The organism is Deinococcus aquatilis DSM 23025 (assembly GCF_000378445.1).
Taxonomy (GTDB): domain Bacteria; phylum Deinococcota; class Deinococci; order Deinococcales; family Deinococcaceae; genus Deinococcus; species Deinococcus aquatilis.
In genome coordinates this window covers 1-17,463 of sequence record NZ_KB899766.1, presented here as the reverse complement: position 1 = coordinate 17,463, position 17,463 = coordinate 1, and the positions used below count along the sequence as shown (strand labels likewise).

Below are 17,463 nucleotides of genomic sequence, written 5' to 3'. Positions count from 1 at the left end.
CCAATCATCTTCCGGTGGGAATCGAGGTGATGTTGCAGTCCGAAAACGGACTGCTGGGCATCGGGCCGTTTCCCACCGAAGCTGAAGTGGATGCGGACCTGATCAACGCGGGCAAGCAGACGGTGACGGCCTTACCGGGGGCCAGCTTTTTTTCGAGTGCGGACAGTTTTGCCATGATCCGGGGGGGACACATCGATCTGGCGATTCTGGGGGCGATGCAGGTGAGTGCGTCGGGGGATCTGGCGAACTGGATGATTCCGGGCAAGATGGTCAAGGGCATGGGTGGGGCGATGGATCTGGTGGCGGGGGTGCGGCGGGTGGTGGTGCTGATGGAGCACACCGCCAGAGATGGCTCGCCCAAACTGGTGGCCGAATGCGACCTGCCGCTGACCGGGCAGCGGGTGGTGGACCGCATCATCACGGAACTGGGCGTCCTGGACGTCACTCCGGCGGGCCTGAGACTGGTCGAACTGGCCCCAGGCGTCTCCATCACCCACCTCCAACTCCACACCGCCGTTCCCATACTTGATTAAGGATCGCGCCCAAGTGCGGCATCCCTAATCCATCTCCGTGATCTCGCCATTTGGGATCACTTTCCATTCCAGCGTTCCGGGTTCTGGACTTATTTCGCTCTGAAATTGCAGGACTGGAGAGGAACATCAGTTCATACCGAATTGCACGAGAATTATCCAAGCGGACTGGTAGAGCTGCGAAGCAGAGCGAAGGGCAAAAAATACGGGAGGAGTGGCGTCCTTCTGAGCGTCCGTTCACGAAGAGGGCTGGGGGCGATGGACGACCCTACCGGCGCTTTCCCGGATGTTCGGGAAGCAGAGCAGGTCCGTATCAGTCCATTGACATAGGGATCGGCAGTGATCATGGAAGGAGACTGGCCGCAGGTGATCGACCAGAAGTTCAGGGCGCTACCGAACAGCAGAGAACGGGCGGTACATTGCTGGCAGCTCTGGCCGTGGGCATGAGGCGAGCATGTTGTGAAGGTGGCTGTTTGGCCTGCAGCCTCCATCAGATTTATTCCCCTTCAGGCAAATTTTGTAGACTCCCGACAAATCAGAAATGAAATGCCTGGCCCAGCAACGTAGCTTTTGCATTGGGTGAGGCCCCCAATCCTTCAACCGCCCTTCATGAGGTTCAGGGGGTGAGTCAGTTTCTGCCCTTTAGCCTGAGCATCATGATATTTTTCACACCTTTTACGGTCTGGTTTCTGGCTCAAGGAGCCCTGTGACTGCCGCTGCATGGCAGACGTGGCTCAGGAGCTTACCAGTGAGTCCCCTCGAACTTCAGCAAGTCACCGCCGGGCTTCAGCGTGAAGTGAAGCAAGCGGAACGCCGTTTGGCCGAAGTGTTGGCAACGGGCGGCAGCAGCCGAACACACCGACAGGCGAGCATTGAGCTCAATGAGTTGAACAGCAAACTGCTGCTGTTGCAAGATCGCCTCAAGGTGGCCTGAACGCCGACCCCAACAGACATTTTACGTTGAGAGGCGCTCCCGCCCCATCTGAGCACACCAGCTCGTCAGAAGGCTGTGGGTCAGCGGCTCTTAAGCTGCTGGACATCGCATCCTTGACCCCCAGCGGTGTCGTGGAACTGAAACAGCTCAAGCAGGATCTTCAAGCTCGCCTGCCCGCAGACTGTACCGCGCATGTAGAAAGTCGGCCAGCAGTCATGCCCGATCTATTCCTCGTGACGGTCAGGACCTACCCGGTCAGAACGGTCACGCTGGCCGGTGTTCAGTTGCCTTTCATGGCAGTGAAATGGAAGCAAAAGATACAGCGGCAATTTGCCGGGGACGTGAACGCAGTGATTCAGGGTGAATTGTGTCAGGACTTACCGCCCAGAGGCCCGCAAGGTTTTGTGCGCCGCAGCTTGATGTGAATCTGGCAAAACTGATCTCAGTTCGGAGGTGTTGACGCCTGGCTGTTTTACTTCGCCAGAACGCGCCGTCTTCCTTTCCAATCGCCGTTATTGGTACTCCAGTAGGTGCTGATAAGGATCACGGCGGGGGGCACTGACTGGAGTGGGTATACCTTTACAGCTCTTCCGCACTCCCGGTGCAGGTCTCAGGCCGCGATGAGAGCTCGCTTCCGAAGAAGTTCAAACGATCCTCCGAGGAAACGCGTCGGGGGCCGACCATGATTTCGCCCGATCCTGACGATCAATGTGGTTCTTGAGAACGGTGTTGGCCTGCATTGATCTCGCATTCTCTGACATTGATGAGTGCGGAGAACACAGGCAGAGTGGAGAGTAGATTGAATAGACCTCTTGCGAAAGTCATGAGTGGGAGGCTCGGATGAGGTTGCAGCGTGCCGCGATCAGCTGAACTCGGAGCGCGAACCGACGCCGCCGATGTCGGTGCACACCCTTCAACACGCAAAAGATTTTCATGCGACGGATGACCTGCTTGGTGCCCTGCCGGGTAGGGGTCAGCATGCGATTCTCCTGATGCTGTTCGGCAGAGAGCGGCAAGGCACGCGTCGCCTGATACGGAGTGATGGCGTGCCCATGGGTTCTCCACAGGCCCTGATCCCCCGCGTCCGATCAGGGCCGTGTCGTGGGGCAACCGCACGCCAGATGGACGGAACAGCTTCAAATTATGAACGGCCCCAGCGCTTGTAGTAGTGCCCAAAATGCGCTGAGTCACGGTATAGATGAGCAGCTGAAATTTCAGGAGATGCCGTTTTTTCTTGCCGCTGGACCAAACGCGTTGCTTTTTTTGGACCGTTCGCACGGCACTTCAGCAGCATCGACGCGGGCGACGCTGTAGACGAGCTGCGTTTCCTGGGCATCTGGAACGGCGCACTGGAGATCAGGGCCGCCTCTACGCGTTCCACCGTGTAATGCACGCCATCGTCCTGCACGCCCCACTCGTCACCCAGGTGTGCGAAGGTCCGGTACTCGCGCCAGAATTCCAGCGTCAAGAGGAGTTGTTGGGCCACGCTGAGCGCGGCGGGGCGGCCGGATTTCTTCTTCCGTCCTTCGCGGAGGCTCAGCACTGCTGCCATTTCAGCAAAAGTTTGGGGGAGACCTCTGTGTGTCGATGAAACTGCTTGCAGTTCATCTTCAGCGTGCGTGTCAGGCGGTCTCGCTCCACTCAGAGGCGTGGCTTCCAAAGTGTCGAGTGCTGAGGGCCGCTGCATACTGCTGCGTCTGAGTGAATGGGTCTGGGGCGGACTATGATTTCGTCCCCGATCTTGAAGATCCATGTGGCTAACAGGTTTATTGGCCCGAGTGGGAGTGACACGCCCAGCTTCCCATGGCCCGGCGCAACACACAAAGATCTCAGTCAAGCGTGGCGAGAGTTGGTTTGGCCTCCCCTCCGGCGGCGGAGGTCTCTTTTCGCAGATGACGACCTGCTCTCCAAATCACGCAGTCATGAACTCAACTGGATCAAGACGGATCCCTGACGGCCCGAAGCGATTACAGCGTGTTCACCTGCTTGGATCAGCCGGGTACAGCTGAGCGGTAAAGAAATGGATGTCCAGGTTCGTGCATCGGTTGACCATACGAGTTCATGCGCGGTTTTCAAATGGAGCAGCCGTTCTCCAGCGGCGATCAGCGCACCTGGCTCTTCGGCCTCTGAGAAGACTCGTCTGTCCTCTGGAGTTTCAATAGACGCGAGCTGACGACCCAAGCGAATCACTGTGTCTGCCGGAAGGGTGTAGAGCGCCACCGGGTGTTCTGCGTGCTGGATGACAATCTGCTGGATGCCCGTATTGACTATCATGACCGCCTGACCGTCTTCCAGACTCTGAGCCACCCAGTCCAGGCGACGGTTAAAGGTCAGAATGCCTGGCTGCTCGACGAGCCAAGTCGCCCCATCAGAACGCCATTGCCGGATGCCCGCATGCTCACTCCACAGCAGCCTTTCATCAGACACCAGCCAGTGGGTCAGATTTCGGGCTTCGGCCAGGGGGTGTATGCGGCCCCCACGCCACACGCTGATTTCAGTGAGGGGCACGAGCTGGTCGAGCAAGATCAGATCTTTGCCCACTGCAACGAGTCCAGAGGGTCTCCGAAGTGAAGCGTTCCCATGTCGCTGCAATTGGCCGTCGAAGCCTACTTGCGTCAGCACTGGGGAACCGACCAGGGGATGATCGAAGGTAAACAGGGAACTCCCCTGCAATGCGAGACCTTTGAACCCGAAGGGTGACTGTTCTTCAAAGGCATGCAGCGTCGTCACCTCGCCATCGGCGGTGATGCGCACCACGGCATCAAGAGCCCGGGCGTAGAGGCCCGACGGATGCTCCAGTACATCAGAGACAAATTTGGCTTGAAAGGGAATCAACTGATCAGTCATGGTGGTGGGATGGCGTCAACGACCCAGCTCACTCGGACGGAGGTCTGAGATTGGGCGGTACGGGTGAAGGCTTGTCACCTTTCTATCTTGACCCAACTGTTCAGCTGTCCCCAAACGTCACCCTCTGGTCATAACCTTGATGCGCGGACAACCACCGCTTGCGGGCGTCGGACTGGCCTTTGGTCGCCAGAATAAACTCCAGGTAGGAGCGGACATCCGTGCCCCTGGACTCATCCCAGATGCCGTGGTGATCGTCCAATAAAAACACCGCTGGATTCTGCCTGTTCTGAAAGACCAGCACGCAGGCCCGGTACCCGCTGAACAGATCGAAGGGCCGCAGACTCTCGTGAAAGGTGTCCACACTCAGTGTCTGACCATGAAAGCCCAGCTCGGGTTCGTAATACACCTCGTCTCCCCAGGCCCGGGTCAGCATGTCCTCCAGCGGAAGAAGCTCAATCGCGGCGGAGGCATATTCGTCACTGCTGTTCTCGACATCCATCTCAGGAAACTCAAGGAAGAAGGCCTGACGTTGTTCTTCACTGAGGCCAGGGTTGAGAAACCATTTGAGTCGCAGACCATTCATCTGAGCGTAGAAGGCCCGCAGATCGTCATTCAGTCGGTAGCCCGTGCGGTCTTCCCACGCTTGGATGGCCTGGAGAGAGAGGGGCGCACCCAATTCAAAGCGCTCGACCACAAACAGTGGGTTGGCCCGTAGCTTACTGTCCAGCTGGGTGAAAGCTTGGCGGTAGTCACGCAACGGGCGGGTCACGGGGTCACCGAGCGCGGCAGATTCGCCGAGGCGGGCAGGGTGTCCGGCAACACGTTGTCGAGTCCCCTGAGCGGCCCTGGCCCATTGAAGTCCAAGTCAACGAAGTGGTGTCAAACGCCAGTGCCCACCACTGCACCCTCAGACCGACCCCACTGGCAGTGGCCCCACGGAGAGGAATAGCGCGGCTTAACTGAACTGATCCATGACGGCCTTGTCCTATCCGCCTGTTCGGGTTCTGTCCGTGGCCCAAGAACATATTCGACTTCAGGTACTTCGCTCTAGAAGCGCCTGATAGGCCTGGCGTACATCGGCGTAGTCGGGTTCCTGCGCCATCACATGCTCGAGAGCCTGACGTGCGGCGGCCCAGTCCTCCAGCTCAAACAGCAGCAGGCCGTAGGCGTACCACAGCTGGAGATCGTGTTGATGCCAGGGCAGTGCCCGTTCAAAGGCTTGCTGGGCCAGTTGCGGCCGTTCCGAGCCGAAGGCCGCCAACGCCGCAGCACTCCAAGTGGGCGCCATCGCCTCATCGGTCTCTGGGAGATCCAGATTGGGTCTGACGGCCCGCTGGAGCACGTCATGGGCCTCCTGAAACCGCGCCTCTCCCATAAGACCGCGCCCCAGAACCGTCAGCCCCCCGATATCCTCGGTGCCCTCTGTCCCCAGGGCCAGCAGACGAAGCCCGTCCTCCACATTACCGAATTCGAGGCACAGTTTTCCCGCGCGGATCGCCAGACGGTGATTGAACGGCTGGGTGGTCGCTCTATCGATCAGGCCAGACCAGTCCACGGGTTGATTCAGCTCACACGCCATCCTGACCTGTTCTGCGATCACCTCCCCATGAAAAGGAGCCAGTTCGGCGGCCCGCCCCAGCAGGGCCAGGGCGGAGTCGTGTTCACCCTGACTTTGATACACCCTCGCCAGATCGACGTACAGCAGGTACGCTGCCAGGTTCTGATCAAGCCCCCGGTGCAGCAGTCCCACTGCCTCCTCGACTTTGTCTTCCGCCACCAACGCCCGGACTTCCCACTGAATGTTGGCTGGGAGATCAGGCCGCAGAAGATAGGCCTGATGCGCGTGGTACACCCACGCCTCATGCCTGCGCAAGAGATCGTGAACCTCTGCACTCAGGCGGTGGGGCTCCGACAGTTCGGGCCTGAGGCCAATGACATGCTCAAGATGGCGTTGGGCCTCGGTGAGCCGGCCCAAACCGATCAGCGCACGGCTGAGGCCCACCTCGAACTTGGTGACCTCTGGCTCGTGTGTCTGCAGCGCCTCAAAAATCGGGAGGGCTCGGTCGGGGTGTCCAGCGATGGTCAGATCATGGGCCAGTGCCGCCAGAGCATCCGGGTCACCCGGCGCGAGTTCCAGCAGGTGTTCATGAGCGGCAATTGCTTCGTAGATCTTGCCCAGAGCTGCTCGCACGATACCGAGCATGTACCAGCTCTCAAAATCTGTCTCATCCAGCCTAGTGGCCTGCCAGGCTGCCCATTCCGCTTCGTCGTAGTTGCGGAGATCGAGCCGAACTCGCGCCAGACGGACCCAGAGGGCCGGGGCTGTGGGATAACTCTCCAGGGCCTGTTGCAGGATGCCGAGTTCTTCCTGAGGCTGACCGCGACGTTGACGGAACGCATCTAACCAGTTCTCTAGGGGGAGCAGCAAACCGGTGTGGGGGTCGTTGGTTACGCTATCCATAGTCTTACTCCTCACCTGTCTTCCTCATTATACATCCTTCTCTCTTATGTAATGAGCACTCGTGGCTCTCTTTGGAAGGTCTATGGATTATCTCTATCTTCCGCAAGGGAATCTCGCCCACTGACATCAATTATATCTAAAGTTGAATGGTTTAGTTAATCTTTTGCCTGTTACGCACTTCAAATTGAGTAATCATCTCACCGTCGCATGGCGCAGTAAGTATATATTGGCCCTCTACAGAATATTCTGGATAACCGCCTAATCAGATGTAATAGAATATCCCGAAGACATTGTAGGATTCAACGTTCAGCTCATCGCGGCACACTGCAAACTTATCCGAGCCTCCCACTCATGACTTTCGCGAGAGGTCTATTGAGATCAAAGCTAGAAGTTTGACAAGGTTGATCAGCTTTCCCTACATAGTAAGGAGATCATGCGAGTCTTTGACAGATCCGAAAAGAGCATACACGAGGTTGGATAATAAATATGGCAGATAATCGATTGTTTTCAACACTTCACGCAGATGACGACATTATCTTATATTTTCATAACGTCATCGCCACAATGATAAAATATTTCATGTGGATTATATGAAGAATGTTCCCATCGTCTGTCTCAACAGATATATTACAGATATATCACCAGAGAGTAATAGTTTTTGAGGCTACGCGGGTATTTTATACGAGCAAGAGAGGTGGAATGGGATAAACACAGTATATTTTAAACGCTTTGGATATAAACAGTGAATTTTTTTAGCATTGGAATAGAAACTATATCGACTCGCCGCACAATTCTGAGAGTTATAGTTATCTAAAGGACTGCGGTGATTTACAGAAGATACAATTGATTATAAAGGAACAGTAGTAAATATTCAACGCAAACCAATGATTTTAGACAAGGAAATATGAAAACTTTCAACCCTGACTCTAGTAGATTGGAATAAATATTCAATGACCAATGCGGATGAAGAGACAACCGACGGCTTTTTTAGGTGTAAAGCGAATATGGCAGCGTTCGTAGCCCAGCAGATGAATCTGTTCTATCGAGGCTCAACATGAACCTACATCCGTACTTTTTCCGCATGCCCATCCGAATGGAATTTAGCCAAGACGAGTTTGCAAGGTTCATCTATTTTGAACGAATCTATGGCGGGATTGGTGGGGTGATCCCCGATACCGTTCCATTCATCAATTACGAGGCCACCTATGCAGATGATCCGGAGACGATTGCGATCACCTACCGCGATGATGGACTGATTGGTCTGAATTGGGTTCAGGTCACGTATTTGCAGCCTGACCACCCCCAAGCGGCCTCGGCCTTCGAGACCATCGTGACCCGCCTGAAAGAGAAAGTGCCGACTTACCCGCTTCAGGAGCTGCTCAACCTATACCGAGCTGCACCCGTGGAAGAAGATGGTCAGCGTCTCTTGGCGGTGTACGCCACCGCCGTCGGTGCGCCGTGGACTCACGATCCAGAAGTATTCGAGGCCATGCAGGAGTACGCCCGCGATCCCAAAGCGACGGTCCGGGCCGGGGTGGTCGTGGGCATTGGCTACCTGGGTCAGACCGAATACGGGCCTTTGCTCAGACAGCTGAGTCAGGATTCCAGCCCAGAGGTTCGGCAGCGTGCCCAGGACATGCTCGACCGCTTCGCGCAGGTGTCGGCAGTGAGTAGAGCGGCTGTCCAGTCTCAATCTAAAGTGAAGTATGAAGAAAGCTGAGATGACCGCAGAGCAGCTTGCTTTCAGGCAAAGCGTCATAGGCCTGTTGACAGCTCAAGGCTGGTCAGGTCCCCGAGAGGAACAGGCGTTCGAGGCTGACCTGATTCTGGAGACCGAACTCTCTCTGACCAAGCGGAACGCCCAATGCCTGATGGAATTCCGTTACAGCTTTGAATATGACTATCTGGCGTTTCTCGTGGCTCAGCCGCTTCAGGGGCATGCGGACTACATCCTTTACCACCGAGGCCTCCCCGACTCCTTGACACTGATGCAGATTATTTTGGCGCAGGTTGATCAGATGAGTTTTGAATCCTCACTGGAAGTCTTTCGGGAACTTTGCCGGGAGAGGCCAGGAGACATCTACTTCTTTGACGGGGCACAGTCGTTGGAACTCACGCCAGAAAACATGGTTGATATCGTCAAAGGGAACCCGACCAACCGAGTCTTGTAATTTGGGAACACGTTGGTGGGCGGCACTCTTCCCTGGGCCGTAGAGCACGCCGCAATAGAGATGCGAGAACTCTCCGATACAGTGAGAGGGCCATCCGCCTAGACAAGATTGCTCAGGCCTATTCTATCGCGCCTGCACAGCATTATTCAGTGGTTCCTGAATACCCCGGAAGTACAGCTGGAGAAGCTCTCTAACACGGAATTCCCTCTAACGTAAGCGGGTAGGCCAGAAACAACAGGCAATGTGGGAGTCATCCATCAGGATTCTGCACCGGCAATAAGTACATCGTCGTTAACCCAGCCGCTTTATCTCAAACGGCAGGATAAAGCTCCATTCCCACGAAGACGTACTTTCTTCGGTACTCGCCCCGCCCGGTTCATCTATAGATGAACTTCGACCTGATTAATATGCTTGCCTGAAGTATCGCCAATGTCCGGCCGCCTTGTCCTGCTCATGCTGGCACTCCCAAGGGTGACGGAGAAAGCAGCGGGCATGCAGCAACGATATGCTGAGGCCATGCGCCGTTTTCCTGCTGTCCTGGCTTTGCCCCTGCTGCTGGCCGCCTGCGCTCCGGCCTCGACCATCCGTTTTCAGGATACCCAGGCAGCGCTGAAGGCTCCAGAACATCCCGCCGAACTGCGCGTACTGATGATGGGCGATCAGGGCAAGGGCGGCGATCTTCAGGCAGCGGTGGCAAAGGCCATGGCCCGCGTGTGCCAGCAGCAGGGCTGCGATCTGGGCGTGGGCCTGGGCGACAACTTCTACCCCAAGGCCCCAGACAGCGCCGACGATGCCGTATTTCAAACGCGTTTTGCCGACCTGTACGGCCCGCTGAAGTTCCCCTTTCTGATGGTGGCGGGCAACCACGACGAATCGTGGCTGACGGGCGGCGACGGCGCGAACCCGGCGGCCCTGCAAAGCGAACTCGACTATGCCCGCAGCCATCCGCAGTGGATCATGCCCGAGCGGGCCTACCGCGCCGCGTGGGGCGATCTGGCGCAGTTCTTCGTGGTCGATACCGCGCCGCTGGCCTCGTACCTGCCCAACCGCGACCCCAGCTACCGCCCCGGCGCGGCCTTCGATACAGCGCAGCGGGCATGGCTGAAACAGAGTCTGGACGCCAGCCCAGCCCGCTGGAACGTGGTGCTGGGCCATCATCCGCTGCTGAACAACGGGCTGCACGGCAGCGCCGGAACGTACACCTACGGCGCGGTGTTGCCCTGGGCCAGCGGCGCGGCGGTAAAAAGCCTGTACCAGCAGGCCGCCTGCGGTAAGGCCGACCTGATCGCAGCGGGGCACGACCATACGCTGCAAGTGTTTTCCGCCCAGAACGGCGTCTGCCCCGGCACGCGCCTGCTGGTGTCAGGTGCGGCGGGCGAGACCACTGGGCCGGGGCTTGGCCTCCCTGCCCCCAGCGACTTTCAGGCCATGAACACGCCGGGCTTCTTCTGGCTGAAATTCACGCTGAACACGCTGACCTATCAGGCGTATACGGTGAACGCGGCGGGCGTACCGACGCTGGCGTATCAGACGGAGAACAGCAAGCCTTGAGGCTCCATATCTTTGGGGCGGCGGGGAGCGGCACCACCACGCTTGGGCGAGCATTGGCCGCCGAACTCGGCCTGATGCATCTCGACAGCGACGACTTTTTCTGGGAAGCCACCGACCCGCCCTATACCTGGAGGCGGCCCACCCCCGAGCGGCAGCAACAACTGTCAACCGCCTTCACATCGGCCCCTGACGGCTGGAGTCTTTCCGGCTGGATGGGCGGATGGGGCGACATGTTCATTCCGCAGGTTCAGGCGGCCATCTTTATTCATCTTCCGCCCCGGCTGCGCCCCGAACGTCTTCAGGCCCGCGAACGCCAACGCTACGCGCAGCCATTGCCGAGGGTGGGACGCTGTTCCAGACGCACCGTGACTTTCTGGCCTGGGCAGCCGGATACGACTCGAACACAGCCAGACGTAACCAGGCCGAACAGGAAGCGTGGCTGGCAAGTCTTCCCTGCCCAGTGCTGCGGCTTGAAAACGTCGGGACGAAGGCAGAAACACAGGAACGCGCCCTGAAGTGGCTGCACACGCTCAGCGGATGAGGGCGCGAAAGCACATGCTGCCGCTGTCGCCAGAGTTGAGCGTGCCCACCCGCAGGGTCGCGGCGCTGTTCAGTTCACCCGCGTCGGGGCTGGGCGCACTGGCGGCGCTCGTGGTCGCGCTGGTCAGCAGGGTGGTGGTCGTGCCATCCATTGCAGGCCCTTGCTGATGCCTTAGCCGTCTGTCCAGGCCGTCGTGTTTGTGGGCAGCGCGTCGGTCAGGACAAAACCGGGCGCATTCAGCACGCCCGCCCCGTTGCTGTAAGCAATGCAATATTCGGTCACGTCCTTGGGCTTGCCGGAAATGGTCGTGCCAAACACCGCACTGGTATTGAGCGCCGATGCGGGGCCAAGATGCCTGACGTGATGCTCCCGGGCCACAGCGGATTTGAGGTGGCGCGTCGCCTGCGGGCGGAACATCATCCGGTGCCCATTGTGTTTCTGACGGCCCGCGACGCCCTGCGCGAACGGGTGGAGGGGCTAGATCTGGGGGACGACGCCTACCTGACCAAACCGTTCGAGTTGCCCGAGTTGCTGGCCACACTGCGTGCCATCGTCCGGCGCAGTGAAACGGCGCGGAGTGCGCATGCAGATGGACGCGGCTGGCGGTAGGTGCGGGGCTCCAGACCATGCTGGTGGTGGCCGCGCTGCACTTTTTGGCTTTGCGCTCCTTTTTGGCTGTCGCAGAGGATCCGGCCCGGTGCCAACGTCTCCGGGGAGATTCCAGATGAAACAAACATTCAACCCCTGGTTGGGCCTTCTGCTCTTGGCAGGTGTGGCCTGGCTGCATTACCGCGACATTCCAGACAAGTTGGGCGAAACGCCTTACCTGGGCTGGATGTACATCCTGTTGGTCGCAGGCTGCGCGGCAGCTGGGTTCTGGTTACTGAGCAGCCAGTGGCGCTCGGGCTATGGTCTGGGCCTGATCATCTCTGTGGGGGCCATCGTGGCCTACTCGCTCACCCGGACCACGGGACTTCCCCGTGCACGCGGCGATCTCGGCAACTGGGCAGAGCCTTCTCCGGAATCCTCGCCCTGCTGCTCGAAGCGGCGTTCGCGGTTCTGGCACTCAGGCAACTGCGCCGCGCCGGGGTCAATTCGGCTCCTCACCCTTCGCAGCAGCTCAGATAAAAGCAGCTGAAACCAGCCTTGAGCAGCTGTGAGACTCAGGAAACAGACTCCTGAACCGGTCAGGCCCAGGGGTCATCAACCGAATCAGGCTGGTGAAGCGCCAGATGTACGGACGAGGATCGTTTGAACTTCTTAGGAAGTAAATTCTCCTCGCGTCCTGAAACCTGCACTGGGAACGGGGAAAAGCCGCAAGAACGAGGCAGGCTTCAGTGGACACGACCCCGCAAGCTGCGCACTTCTTCTGTGGAGAGGTGCAGGGCCGTCCGGGTGTGCTGGAGGAGCTCCAATTCTTCATCCGTCAGTTTGCTGTCGGAAATCCAGCGCATCAGCATGGCTCTAGGGCGTCAAGACACGCCTGGTTGGTTAGGCTGAGGGGTGAGGATTCGGTCATGAACAACATCCATCAACTGGTCGACGGGCTCAAGGGGGTCAATCGGTTGGGTGGACTTCCCAGAGCGGCGAGGACATGGGTTCCCATCGCCAACCCAAGTTCATACTCACCGTACAGCACGTCGCTGGCCCCCAGCTTGCGCAGAGCTTGCTGGGTGTGTTCGTCGTGGGTTCTGGCAGTGACATGTACAGTCGGATTCATCTTGCGAACCTGTTTCAAGATCAGCTGGGATTGTGGGCCGTCCGGCGTGGCCACGATGACCACACTGGCCTCCCCTATTCTGGCGCGAGAAAGCACCTCCGCCCGCGCCGCGTCTCCGTAGACCACAGGAAGATTCAGAGTCCGAAGTTCCGCGATGCGACGTTCATCCGATTCGATCACCACGAAGGGAACGTTGTGTTCCTGGAGGGTTTGTGTGATCAGGCGGCCAACCCGGCCGTAGCCCACCAGGACCGCGTGCGGCAACAAACCAACTTGAGGGAGGTCTTGAGGCAGTGTCTGCGGCACGCGCCGCTGCTGCCACTTCTCGATGACAGGAATCAGCCGGAACAGGAACGGATTGACAATAATTGACACGATGGCCCCGGCAAGGATCAGATTCTGTCCCTCAGCGCTCAGTAGATCCAGATCCTGACCCAGGGTTGCCAGGATGAACGAGAATTCCCCGATCTGTGCCAGAGAGATGGCGACCGTCAGGGCTGCCGAGAAGGAGGCCTTGAGCAACCTCATGGTGAAAAAGGCCACCAGGGTCTTCGCGACGATGATGATCAGGGCAATCGCCAGCACGAGCAGCGGAGCCTGAAGCAGGATCATGGGGTTAAACAACATGCCGACCGACACGAAAAACAGCACTGCGAACGCGTCCTGAAACGGCAGGGCGTCCTCTGCCACCTGCTGACTGAACTTGCTCTCACTGGCGACCACACCTGCCAGGAAGGCCCCCAGTGCAAACGACACCTCAAACAGCTCGCCCGCCGCATACGCGATGCCCAGGGCGGTACCGAGGACGGCCAGGGTAAACAGCTCACGGGAGCCAATTCGGGCGACGCGGGCAAGCATCCACGGAATAAAGCGCCGCCCGACGATCATCATGACGGCCACGAACAGAATCATCTTGCCGAGCGTCAGGAGCAGCGCAGTACCCAGGGCACCAAGATCCAGGGAGCCGCCCTCAGTGCCACTGAGGAGGGGGGCCAGGGCGGGCAGCATCACCAGGGCCAGAACCATCACCAAGTCTTCGACCACCAGCCAGCCCACAGCGATTTTTCCGTTGGAGGTATCGAGGGTTCCCCGCTCTTCCAGGGCACGCAACAAGACCACTGTACTGGCCACGGAGAGGGCCAGACCCAGGATCACTCCCTGGCCCACAGTCCAGCCCCACAGGTGGGAGACCGCCGTGCTGAGCGCAGTAATCACAACGATTCGGAGTAAGGCTCCCGGAACAGCAATGCGGCGAACGGCCAGCAGATCGCCAATAGAAAAATGCAGGCCGACGCCGAACATCAGCAGCATCACGCCGATCTCGGAGAGTTGCGCGGCGATGCCCGCGTTGGCCACGAAGCCAGGGGTAAAGGGACCGACCACAATACCGGCCAGCAGGTAGCCCACCAGGGGAGGCAACCGGAGTCGGTTGGCGAGGAGGCCGCCGAAAAAGGCCAGGGTCAGGCCGATGGCCAGCGCCGCAATCAGGTCAGTGTGGTGGGGCATATCGGCTCCTTGAGAGGTTCAGAGTTCGGCAGGTGGGGAGGTTTCGTGCGGAAACTCCTGGGTCAGGAAGGCCTGCAAGGCGGCTTGAAACGTGTCGCCTTTGGTGGGCAGACCGGCGGTTTCAGCAGCGTCACGGATGGCCGCAGACAGCAGTTGGGAGGCGGCGCGGGTGCGGGTGGCGTCCATCAGTTCTGCAAGTTGAGAGAGCCAGTAAAAGTCGATGGCCTGAAGCCGCAGCGTGACTTTGCCTTCGGGCAGATCACCTTGATGACCTCGGGCGTCCTGTTCTTCCAGCGCGTGACGAACCAGGGACTGAACTCGGGAAGTGGGTTTGGTGGGCATAAGGGTTCATGATTAAGGTAGCATTAAAAACTGGCATTTTGCCATTTATTGGCAATTGATGATGGCGCGAGCACAAGGAGTTGACCTTGTGAATGGCCGAGTTCCTGACCAATTCATGATGCCTCTGCTCTGGCCTGCTTCACCGGGGCGCCTCAATGCCATGTCGCCTCTTTGCCCTAGCAACGGCAGGCCGGGGAAAGTCATTAAGCTCATCACTTTCAAGGCGCTTCTGACCCTTCAAGCCAACCAAGCCTGAGTCCCTAGACACTTACGGCTCCTGTTGAGCTTTGAGGTGTTCAGTAGACCTCTTGCGAAAGTCGTGGGCTAAGCTGGCAGGGTGGAGCAAGATCGTCTGACACGCACGCTAAAGATGAACCGCAAGCAGTTTCGTCGACGCACCGGGATCTATCCGGAAACCTTCGCCGAGATGGAAGCAGTGCTGAATGAATGCGAAGGACGGAAGAAGAAATCTGGCCGCCCAGCCGCGCTGAGCGTGGCTGAACAGCTGCTGACCCTGGAATTCTGGCGCGAGTACCGCACTTTCGCGCATCTTGGCGACGACTGGGGCGTGCATGAAACCACCGTGCACCCTCCGGTGGAACGCGTGGAAGCGGCCCTGATCTCTAGTGCGCAGTTCCAGATGCCCAAGAAACGCGTGTTTCAGGAAGCGCAGCTCGTCTACAGCATCGTTGCGGTCGATGCTTCTGAAGTGCCCTGTGAACGACCCAAAAAAAGCAACGCTGCTGGTACAGCGGCAAGAAAAAGCGGCATACCCTGAAGTTTCAGCTGCTGATCTGCACGGTGACGCAGCGCATCTTGGGTACCGCCACAAGTGCTGGAGCGGTTCATGATCTAAAACTCTTTCGTCAATCTGGCGTACGGTTGCCCCACGACACGGCCCTGATCGGGGACGCCGGGTATCAGGGCCTCTGGAGAACCCACGGGCACGCCATCACCACCCATAAGGCGACGCGAGCGTCGCCCCTCTCCGCCGACCAACGCCAAGAAAACCGTGTGCTGGCGCATACCCGGCAGGACACCCTGCATGTCATTCGGCGGATGAAGATCTTTCGCGTGTTGAAGGGCGTCTACCGACATCGGCGGCGTCGGTTCGCCCTTCGAGTTCAGCTCATTGCCGCGTTGTGCAATCTGACCCAAGCCTACCCGTCATGACTTTCGCAAGAGGTCTAGTGATGAATCATAGCGCTGAAATAAAGGCCACGGGGCCAATCTCATGTTAAAGGCGTTAGGTAAGAAATCAGAGATGAGGGCGGAATAAGAACCAAGTACTCTCATTGGTATCCCGATTCAGCTCTAAGTCAGGACCTGGTTCTTAGAACAGTTTACTGAAATCTTCAGATAGTGAGGCTTTTACCCTTGCTACCGTTCCGATTGCTTCTGATAACCCGGGACCTATCCCATCGGAGGCACTGATGTTTTTACGTATTGATAAACTGCAATTTGATCTCCCCCTCCCCAAAGAAGCCAACCCCAATGGTGCGGCCACCGTCCAGGAACTGATGGGCGGGCGTTTCGGCGAGATGTCCACCCTCATGAATTATCTGACCCAGTCCTTCAACTTCCGTGGCAAAGAAACGCTCCGGCCCTATTACGAATTGATTTCCAATATCGCTGCCGAAGAGTTGGGCCACGTTGAACTGGTCGCCGCAACGATCAACAGCCTGCTGGCTGGCCCAGACGTCAAGGACCAGGAAGAGCCGATTGATCCCACCACCCATCCTTTTTCCTTCGCGCAGGACGTGAGATACACCAAACACTTCATCGCTGGCGGCCCGGGCGCCATGATTGCCGATTCGCACGGCAAGGCCTGGACCGGCGACTACGTTTATTCCAGTGGCAACCTGATGCTCGACCTGACCCATAACTTTTTCTTGGAAGGCGCCGCTCGCCACAATAAGTTGCGCGTGTACGAAATGGTCGATGATCCCACGGCCAAAGCTCTGGTGGGCTATTTACTGGTTCGCGGAGGCGTCCACCAGATCGCGTATGGCAAGGCGCTTGAAAGTTTGACGGGCGTGAACATCAACAAGATGCTGCCGATGCCGAACATCCCGACCAGCCTGATCCCGGAATCTAAACGCATCATGGATCTCGGGGTGCACCGCAAGTTGTACCGCTTCAGTGATACGGACTTTACTCAGTTGGGTACGATTTGGAACGGCACTCACCCGGAGGATGGGTCAGAAGTGTTTGTCGACGAATATACGTCGATTGAGGGCGGGAAACTCGTTGATGGCGGCCATGACTCCGGGGCATTCTCGCCTGAATGGGATATGGGGGAAATTCTGGAGATCGCCAAGAAGTTGCATGATAAGGCGCGTCTCCGCTGAACCTCGTCACGGTACAGAACTGATTCAGCGACGTCGCTGATAACTGCCGAAGCCTCTGACTGAGGGGAATGACTCGTTCAAGAGAATTGGTCATCTGTTCCAAAGAACCAACAAACAGCTCCCGCCAATGCTGAGGCGGGAGCTGTTTGTGTCAGAGGAGTTGTGTATGAAGGCCGGTGATTCGGATGTACTGCCAAAGGTGAGCAACGTGGGCCGACAACACCAGAAATTCCCTCAGTACCCGACACTTTGTTGAGGGGTTGAAATCTCCCGTCTGATCCGTCAAAACAGAACGCGTCCCCTGCCACGCTGACCCATCTGACGCGCTGCTTTTGTGCTCATTTCCCGGAGTACCGCAAAAACCAAGTGGAACTGCTTTCTCTCGTTGTCCTGGCACTCCTTCAAGCCAAGGACGTCCGGCATGGGGAGCTGGCTGAGCGTTTCCCGGGAAGCGCAGGGGCGTCGTCGGTCATTCGCCGAATTGAGCGGTTTTTCAACCGCCATCCCCT

At 58.0% G+C, this 17,463-nt stretch carries 21 protein-coding genes; 12 read left to right on the top strand and 9 right to left on the bottom strand.

Annotated features, from left to right (window positions below):
- From F561_RS0123135 to F561_RS0123120, 3 genes are all read left to right on the top strand, one after another.
- On the top strand, positions 1-533 hold a 533-nt coding region (locus tag F561_RS0123135), incomplete at its 5' end, for a 3-oxoacid CoA-transferase subunit B (protein WP_019012340.1).
- 745 nt (positions 534-1,278) lie between these two features.
- A complete protein-coding gene (locus F561_RS0123125) occupies positions 1,279-1,464 on the top strand; it encodes a hypothetical protein (RefSeq protein ID WP_019012338.1) in 186 nt (61 codons plus the stop codon).
- Positions 1,465-1,577: 113 nt separating this feature from the next.
- On the top strand, positions 1,578-1,889 hold the full coding sequence (locus F561_RS0123120; protein WP_019012337.1) for a hypothetical protein: 312 nt from the start codon (positions 1,578-1,580) through the stop codon (positions 1,887-1,889).
- Between the two features lie 716 nt (positions 1,890-2,605).
- Here the strand turns inward: F561_RS0123120 and F561_RS30200 are convergent.
- The 4 genes from F561_RS30200 to F561_RS0123100 all read right to left on the bottom strand — a co-directional run bounded on the left by F561_RS30200 (position 2,606) and on the right by F561_RS0123100 (position 6,772).
- The gene (locus tag F561_RS30200) at positions 2,606-3,016 is read right to left on the bottom strand and encodes a helix-turn-helix domain-containing protein (protein ID WP_051097067.1); all 411 of its coding nucleotides are present in this window, start codon (positions 3,014-3,016) and stop codon (positions 2,606-2,608) included.
- 368 nt (positions 3,017-3,384) lie between these two features.
- A complete protein-coding gene (locus tag F561_RS0123110; protein ID WP_019012335.1) occupies positions 3,385-4,311 on the bottom strand; it encodes a hypothetical protein in 927 nt (308 codons plus the stop codon).
- A 100-nt stretch (positions 4,312-4,411) separates the two neighbouring features.
- Complete coding sequence (locus tag F561_RS0123105) at positions 4,412-5,080, bottom strand: SMI1/KNR4 family protein (RefSeq protein ID WP_019012334.1); 669 nt, start codon at positions 5,078-5,080, stop codon at positions 4,412-4,414.
- Positions 5,081-5,344: 264 nt separating this feature from the next.
- Positions 5,345-6,772, bottom strand: coding sequence for a tetratricopeptide repeat protein (locus F561_RS0123100; RefSeq protein WP_019012333.1), 1,428 nt, complete (start codon positions 6,770-6,772; stop codon positions 5,345-5,347).
- Positions 6,773-7,853: 1,081 nt separating this feature from the next.
- On the opposite strand from F561_RS0123100, the gene F561_RS0123095 reads away from it, so the two are divergent.
- The 4 genes from F561_RS0123095 (at position 7,854) to F561_RS26615 (ending at position 11,009) form a co-directional block, all read left to right on the top strand.
- Positions 7,854-8,492: a HEAT repeat domain-containing protein gene (locus F561_RS0123095; protein WP_019012332.1), complete on the top strand. Its 639-nt coding sequence runs from the start codon at positions 7,854-7,856 to the stop codon at positions 8,490-8,492.
- Positions 8,479-8,943, top strand: a complete 465-nt coding sequence (locus F561_RS0123090; RefSeq protein ID WP_019012331.1) for a hypothetical protein — start codon at positions 8,479-8,481, stop codon at positions 8,941-8,943. Before F561_RS0123095 ends, F561_RS0123090 begins: the two co-directional genes overlap by 14 nt.
- A 516-nt stretch (positions 8,944-9,459) precedes the next feature.
- Positions 9,460-10,494 (top strand): metallophosphoesterase, encoded by a 1,035-nt coding sequence (locus tag F561_RS0123085; protein WP_245556619.1) that lies wholly within the window; start codon positions 9,460-9,462, stop codon positions 10,492-10,494.
- The gene (locus F561_RS26615; RefSeq protein ID WP_051097065.1) at positions 10,491-11,009 is read left to right on the top strand and encodes a P-loop NTPase family protein; all 519 of its coding nucleotides are present in this window, start codon (positions 10,491-10,493) and stop codon (positions 11,007-11,009) included. Before F561_RS0123085 ends, F561_RS26615 begins: the two co-directional genes overlap by 4 nt.
- Before the next feature lie 15 nt (positions 11,010-11,024).
- On the opposite strand, the gene F561_RS29305 is transcribed toward F561_RS26615, so the two are convergent.
- Positions 11,025-11,186, bottom strand: a complete 162-nt coding sequence (locus tag F561_RS29305; protein WP_019012329.1) for a hypothetical protein — start codon at positions 11,184-11,186, stop codon at positions 11,025-11,027.
- A 20-nt stretch (positions 11,187-11,206) separates the two neighbouring features.
- A complete protein-coding gene (locus F561_RS29585; protein ID WP_169389568.1) occupies positions 11,207-11,455 on the bottom strand; it encodes a hypothetical protein in 249 nt (82 codons plus the stop codon).
- Here F561_RS29585 and F561_RS0123065 point away from each other — a divergent pair.
- On the top strand, positions 11,387-11,644 hold the full coding sequence (locus F561_RS0123065) for a response regulator (protein WP_083922617.1): 258 nt from the start codon (positions 11,387-11,389) through the stop codon (positions 11,642-11,644). The two genes, F561_RS29585 and F561_RS0123065, sit on opposite strands and share 69 nt — an antisense overlap.
- A 115-nt stretch (positions 11,645-11,759) precedes the next feature.
- Positions 11,760-12,173 carry a hypothetical protein gene (locus tag F561_RS0123060; protein ID WP_019012326.1) on the top strand — a complete coding sequence of 138 codons (414 nt, stop codon included), beginning with the start codon at positions 11,760-11,762 and terminating at the stop codon, positions 12,171-12,173.
- A gap of 393 nt (positions 12,174-12,566) precedes the next feature.
- On the opposite strand, the gene F561_RS0123050 is transcribed toward F561_RS0123060, so the two are convergent.
- On the bottom strand, positions 12,567-14,261 hold the full coding sequence (locus tag F561_RS0123050; protein WP_019012324.1) for a cation:proton antiporter domain-containing protein: 1,695 nt from the start codon (positions 14,259-14,261) through the stop codon (positions 12,567-12,569).
- A gap of 18 nt (positions 14,262-14,279) precedes the next feature.
- Positions 14,280-14,603: a hypothetical protein gene (locus F561_RS0123045; protein ID WP_019012323.1), complete on the bottom strand. Its 324-nt coding sequence runs from the start codon at positions 14,601-14,603 to the stop codon at positions 14,280-14,282.
- Between the two features lie 337 nt (positions 14,604-14,940).
- On the opposite strand from F561_RS0123045, the gene F561_RS28315 reads away from it, so the two are divergent.
- The 3 genes from F561_RS28315 to F561_RS0123030 all read left to right on the top strand — a co-directional run bounded on the left by F561_RS28315 (position 14,941) and on the right by F561_RS0123030 (position 16,954).
- Positions 14,941-15,381, top strand: a complete 441-nt coding sequence (locus F561_RS28315) for a helix-turn-helix domain-containing protein (RefSeq protein ID WP_026299166.1) — start codon at positions 14,941-14,943, stop codon at positions 15,379-15,381.
- On the top strand, positions 15,378-15,776 hold the full coding sequence (locus tag F561_RS28310; protein WP_083922616.1) for a transposase family protein: 399 nt from the start codon (positions 15,378-15,380) through the stop codon (positions 15,774-15,776). The genes F561_RS28315 and F561_RS28310 overlap by 4 nt, the downstream gene beginning before the upstream one ends.
- A 260-nt stretch (positions 15,777-16,036) precedes the next feature.
- Positions 16,037-16,954, top strand: a complete 918-nt coding sequence (locus tag F561_RS0123030) for a manganese catalase family protein (protein WP_019012320.1) — start codon at positions 16,037-16,039, stop codon at positions 16,952-16,954.
- A 282-nt stretch (positions 16,955-17,236) separates the two neighbouring features.
- On the opposite strand, the gene F561_RS29765 is transcribed toward F561_RS0123030, so the two are convergent.
- A partial coding sequence (locus tag F561_RS29765) for a hypothetical protein (RefSeq protein ID WP_040381801.1) occupies positions 17,237-17,463 on the bottom strand: 227 nt, incomplete at its 5' end.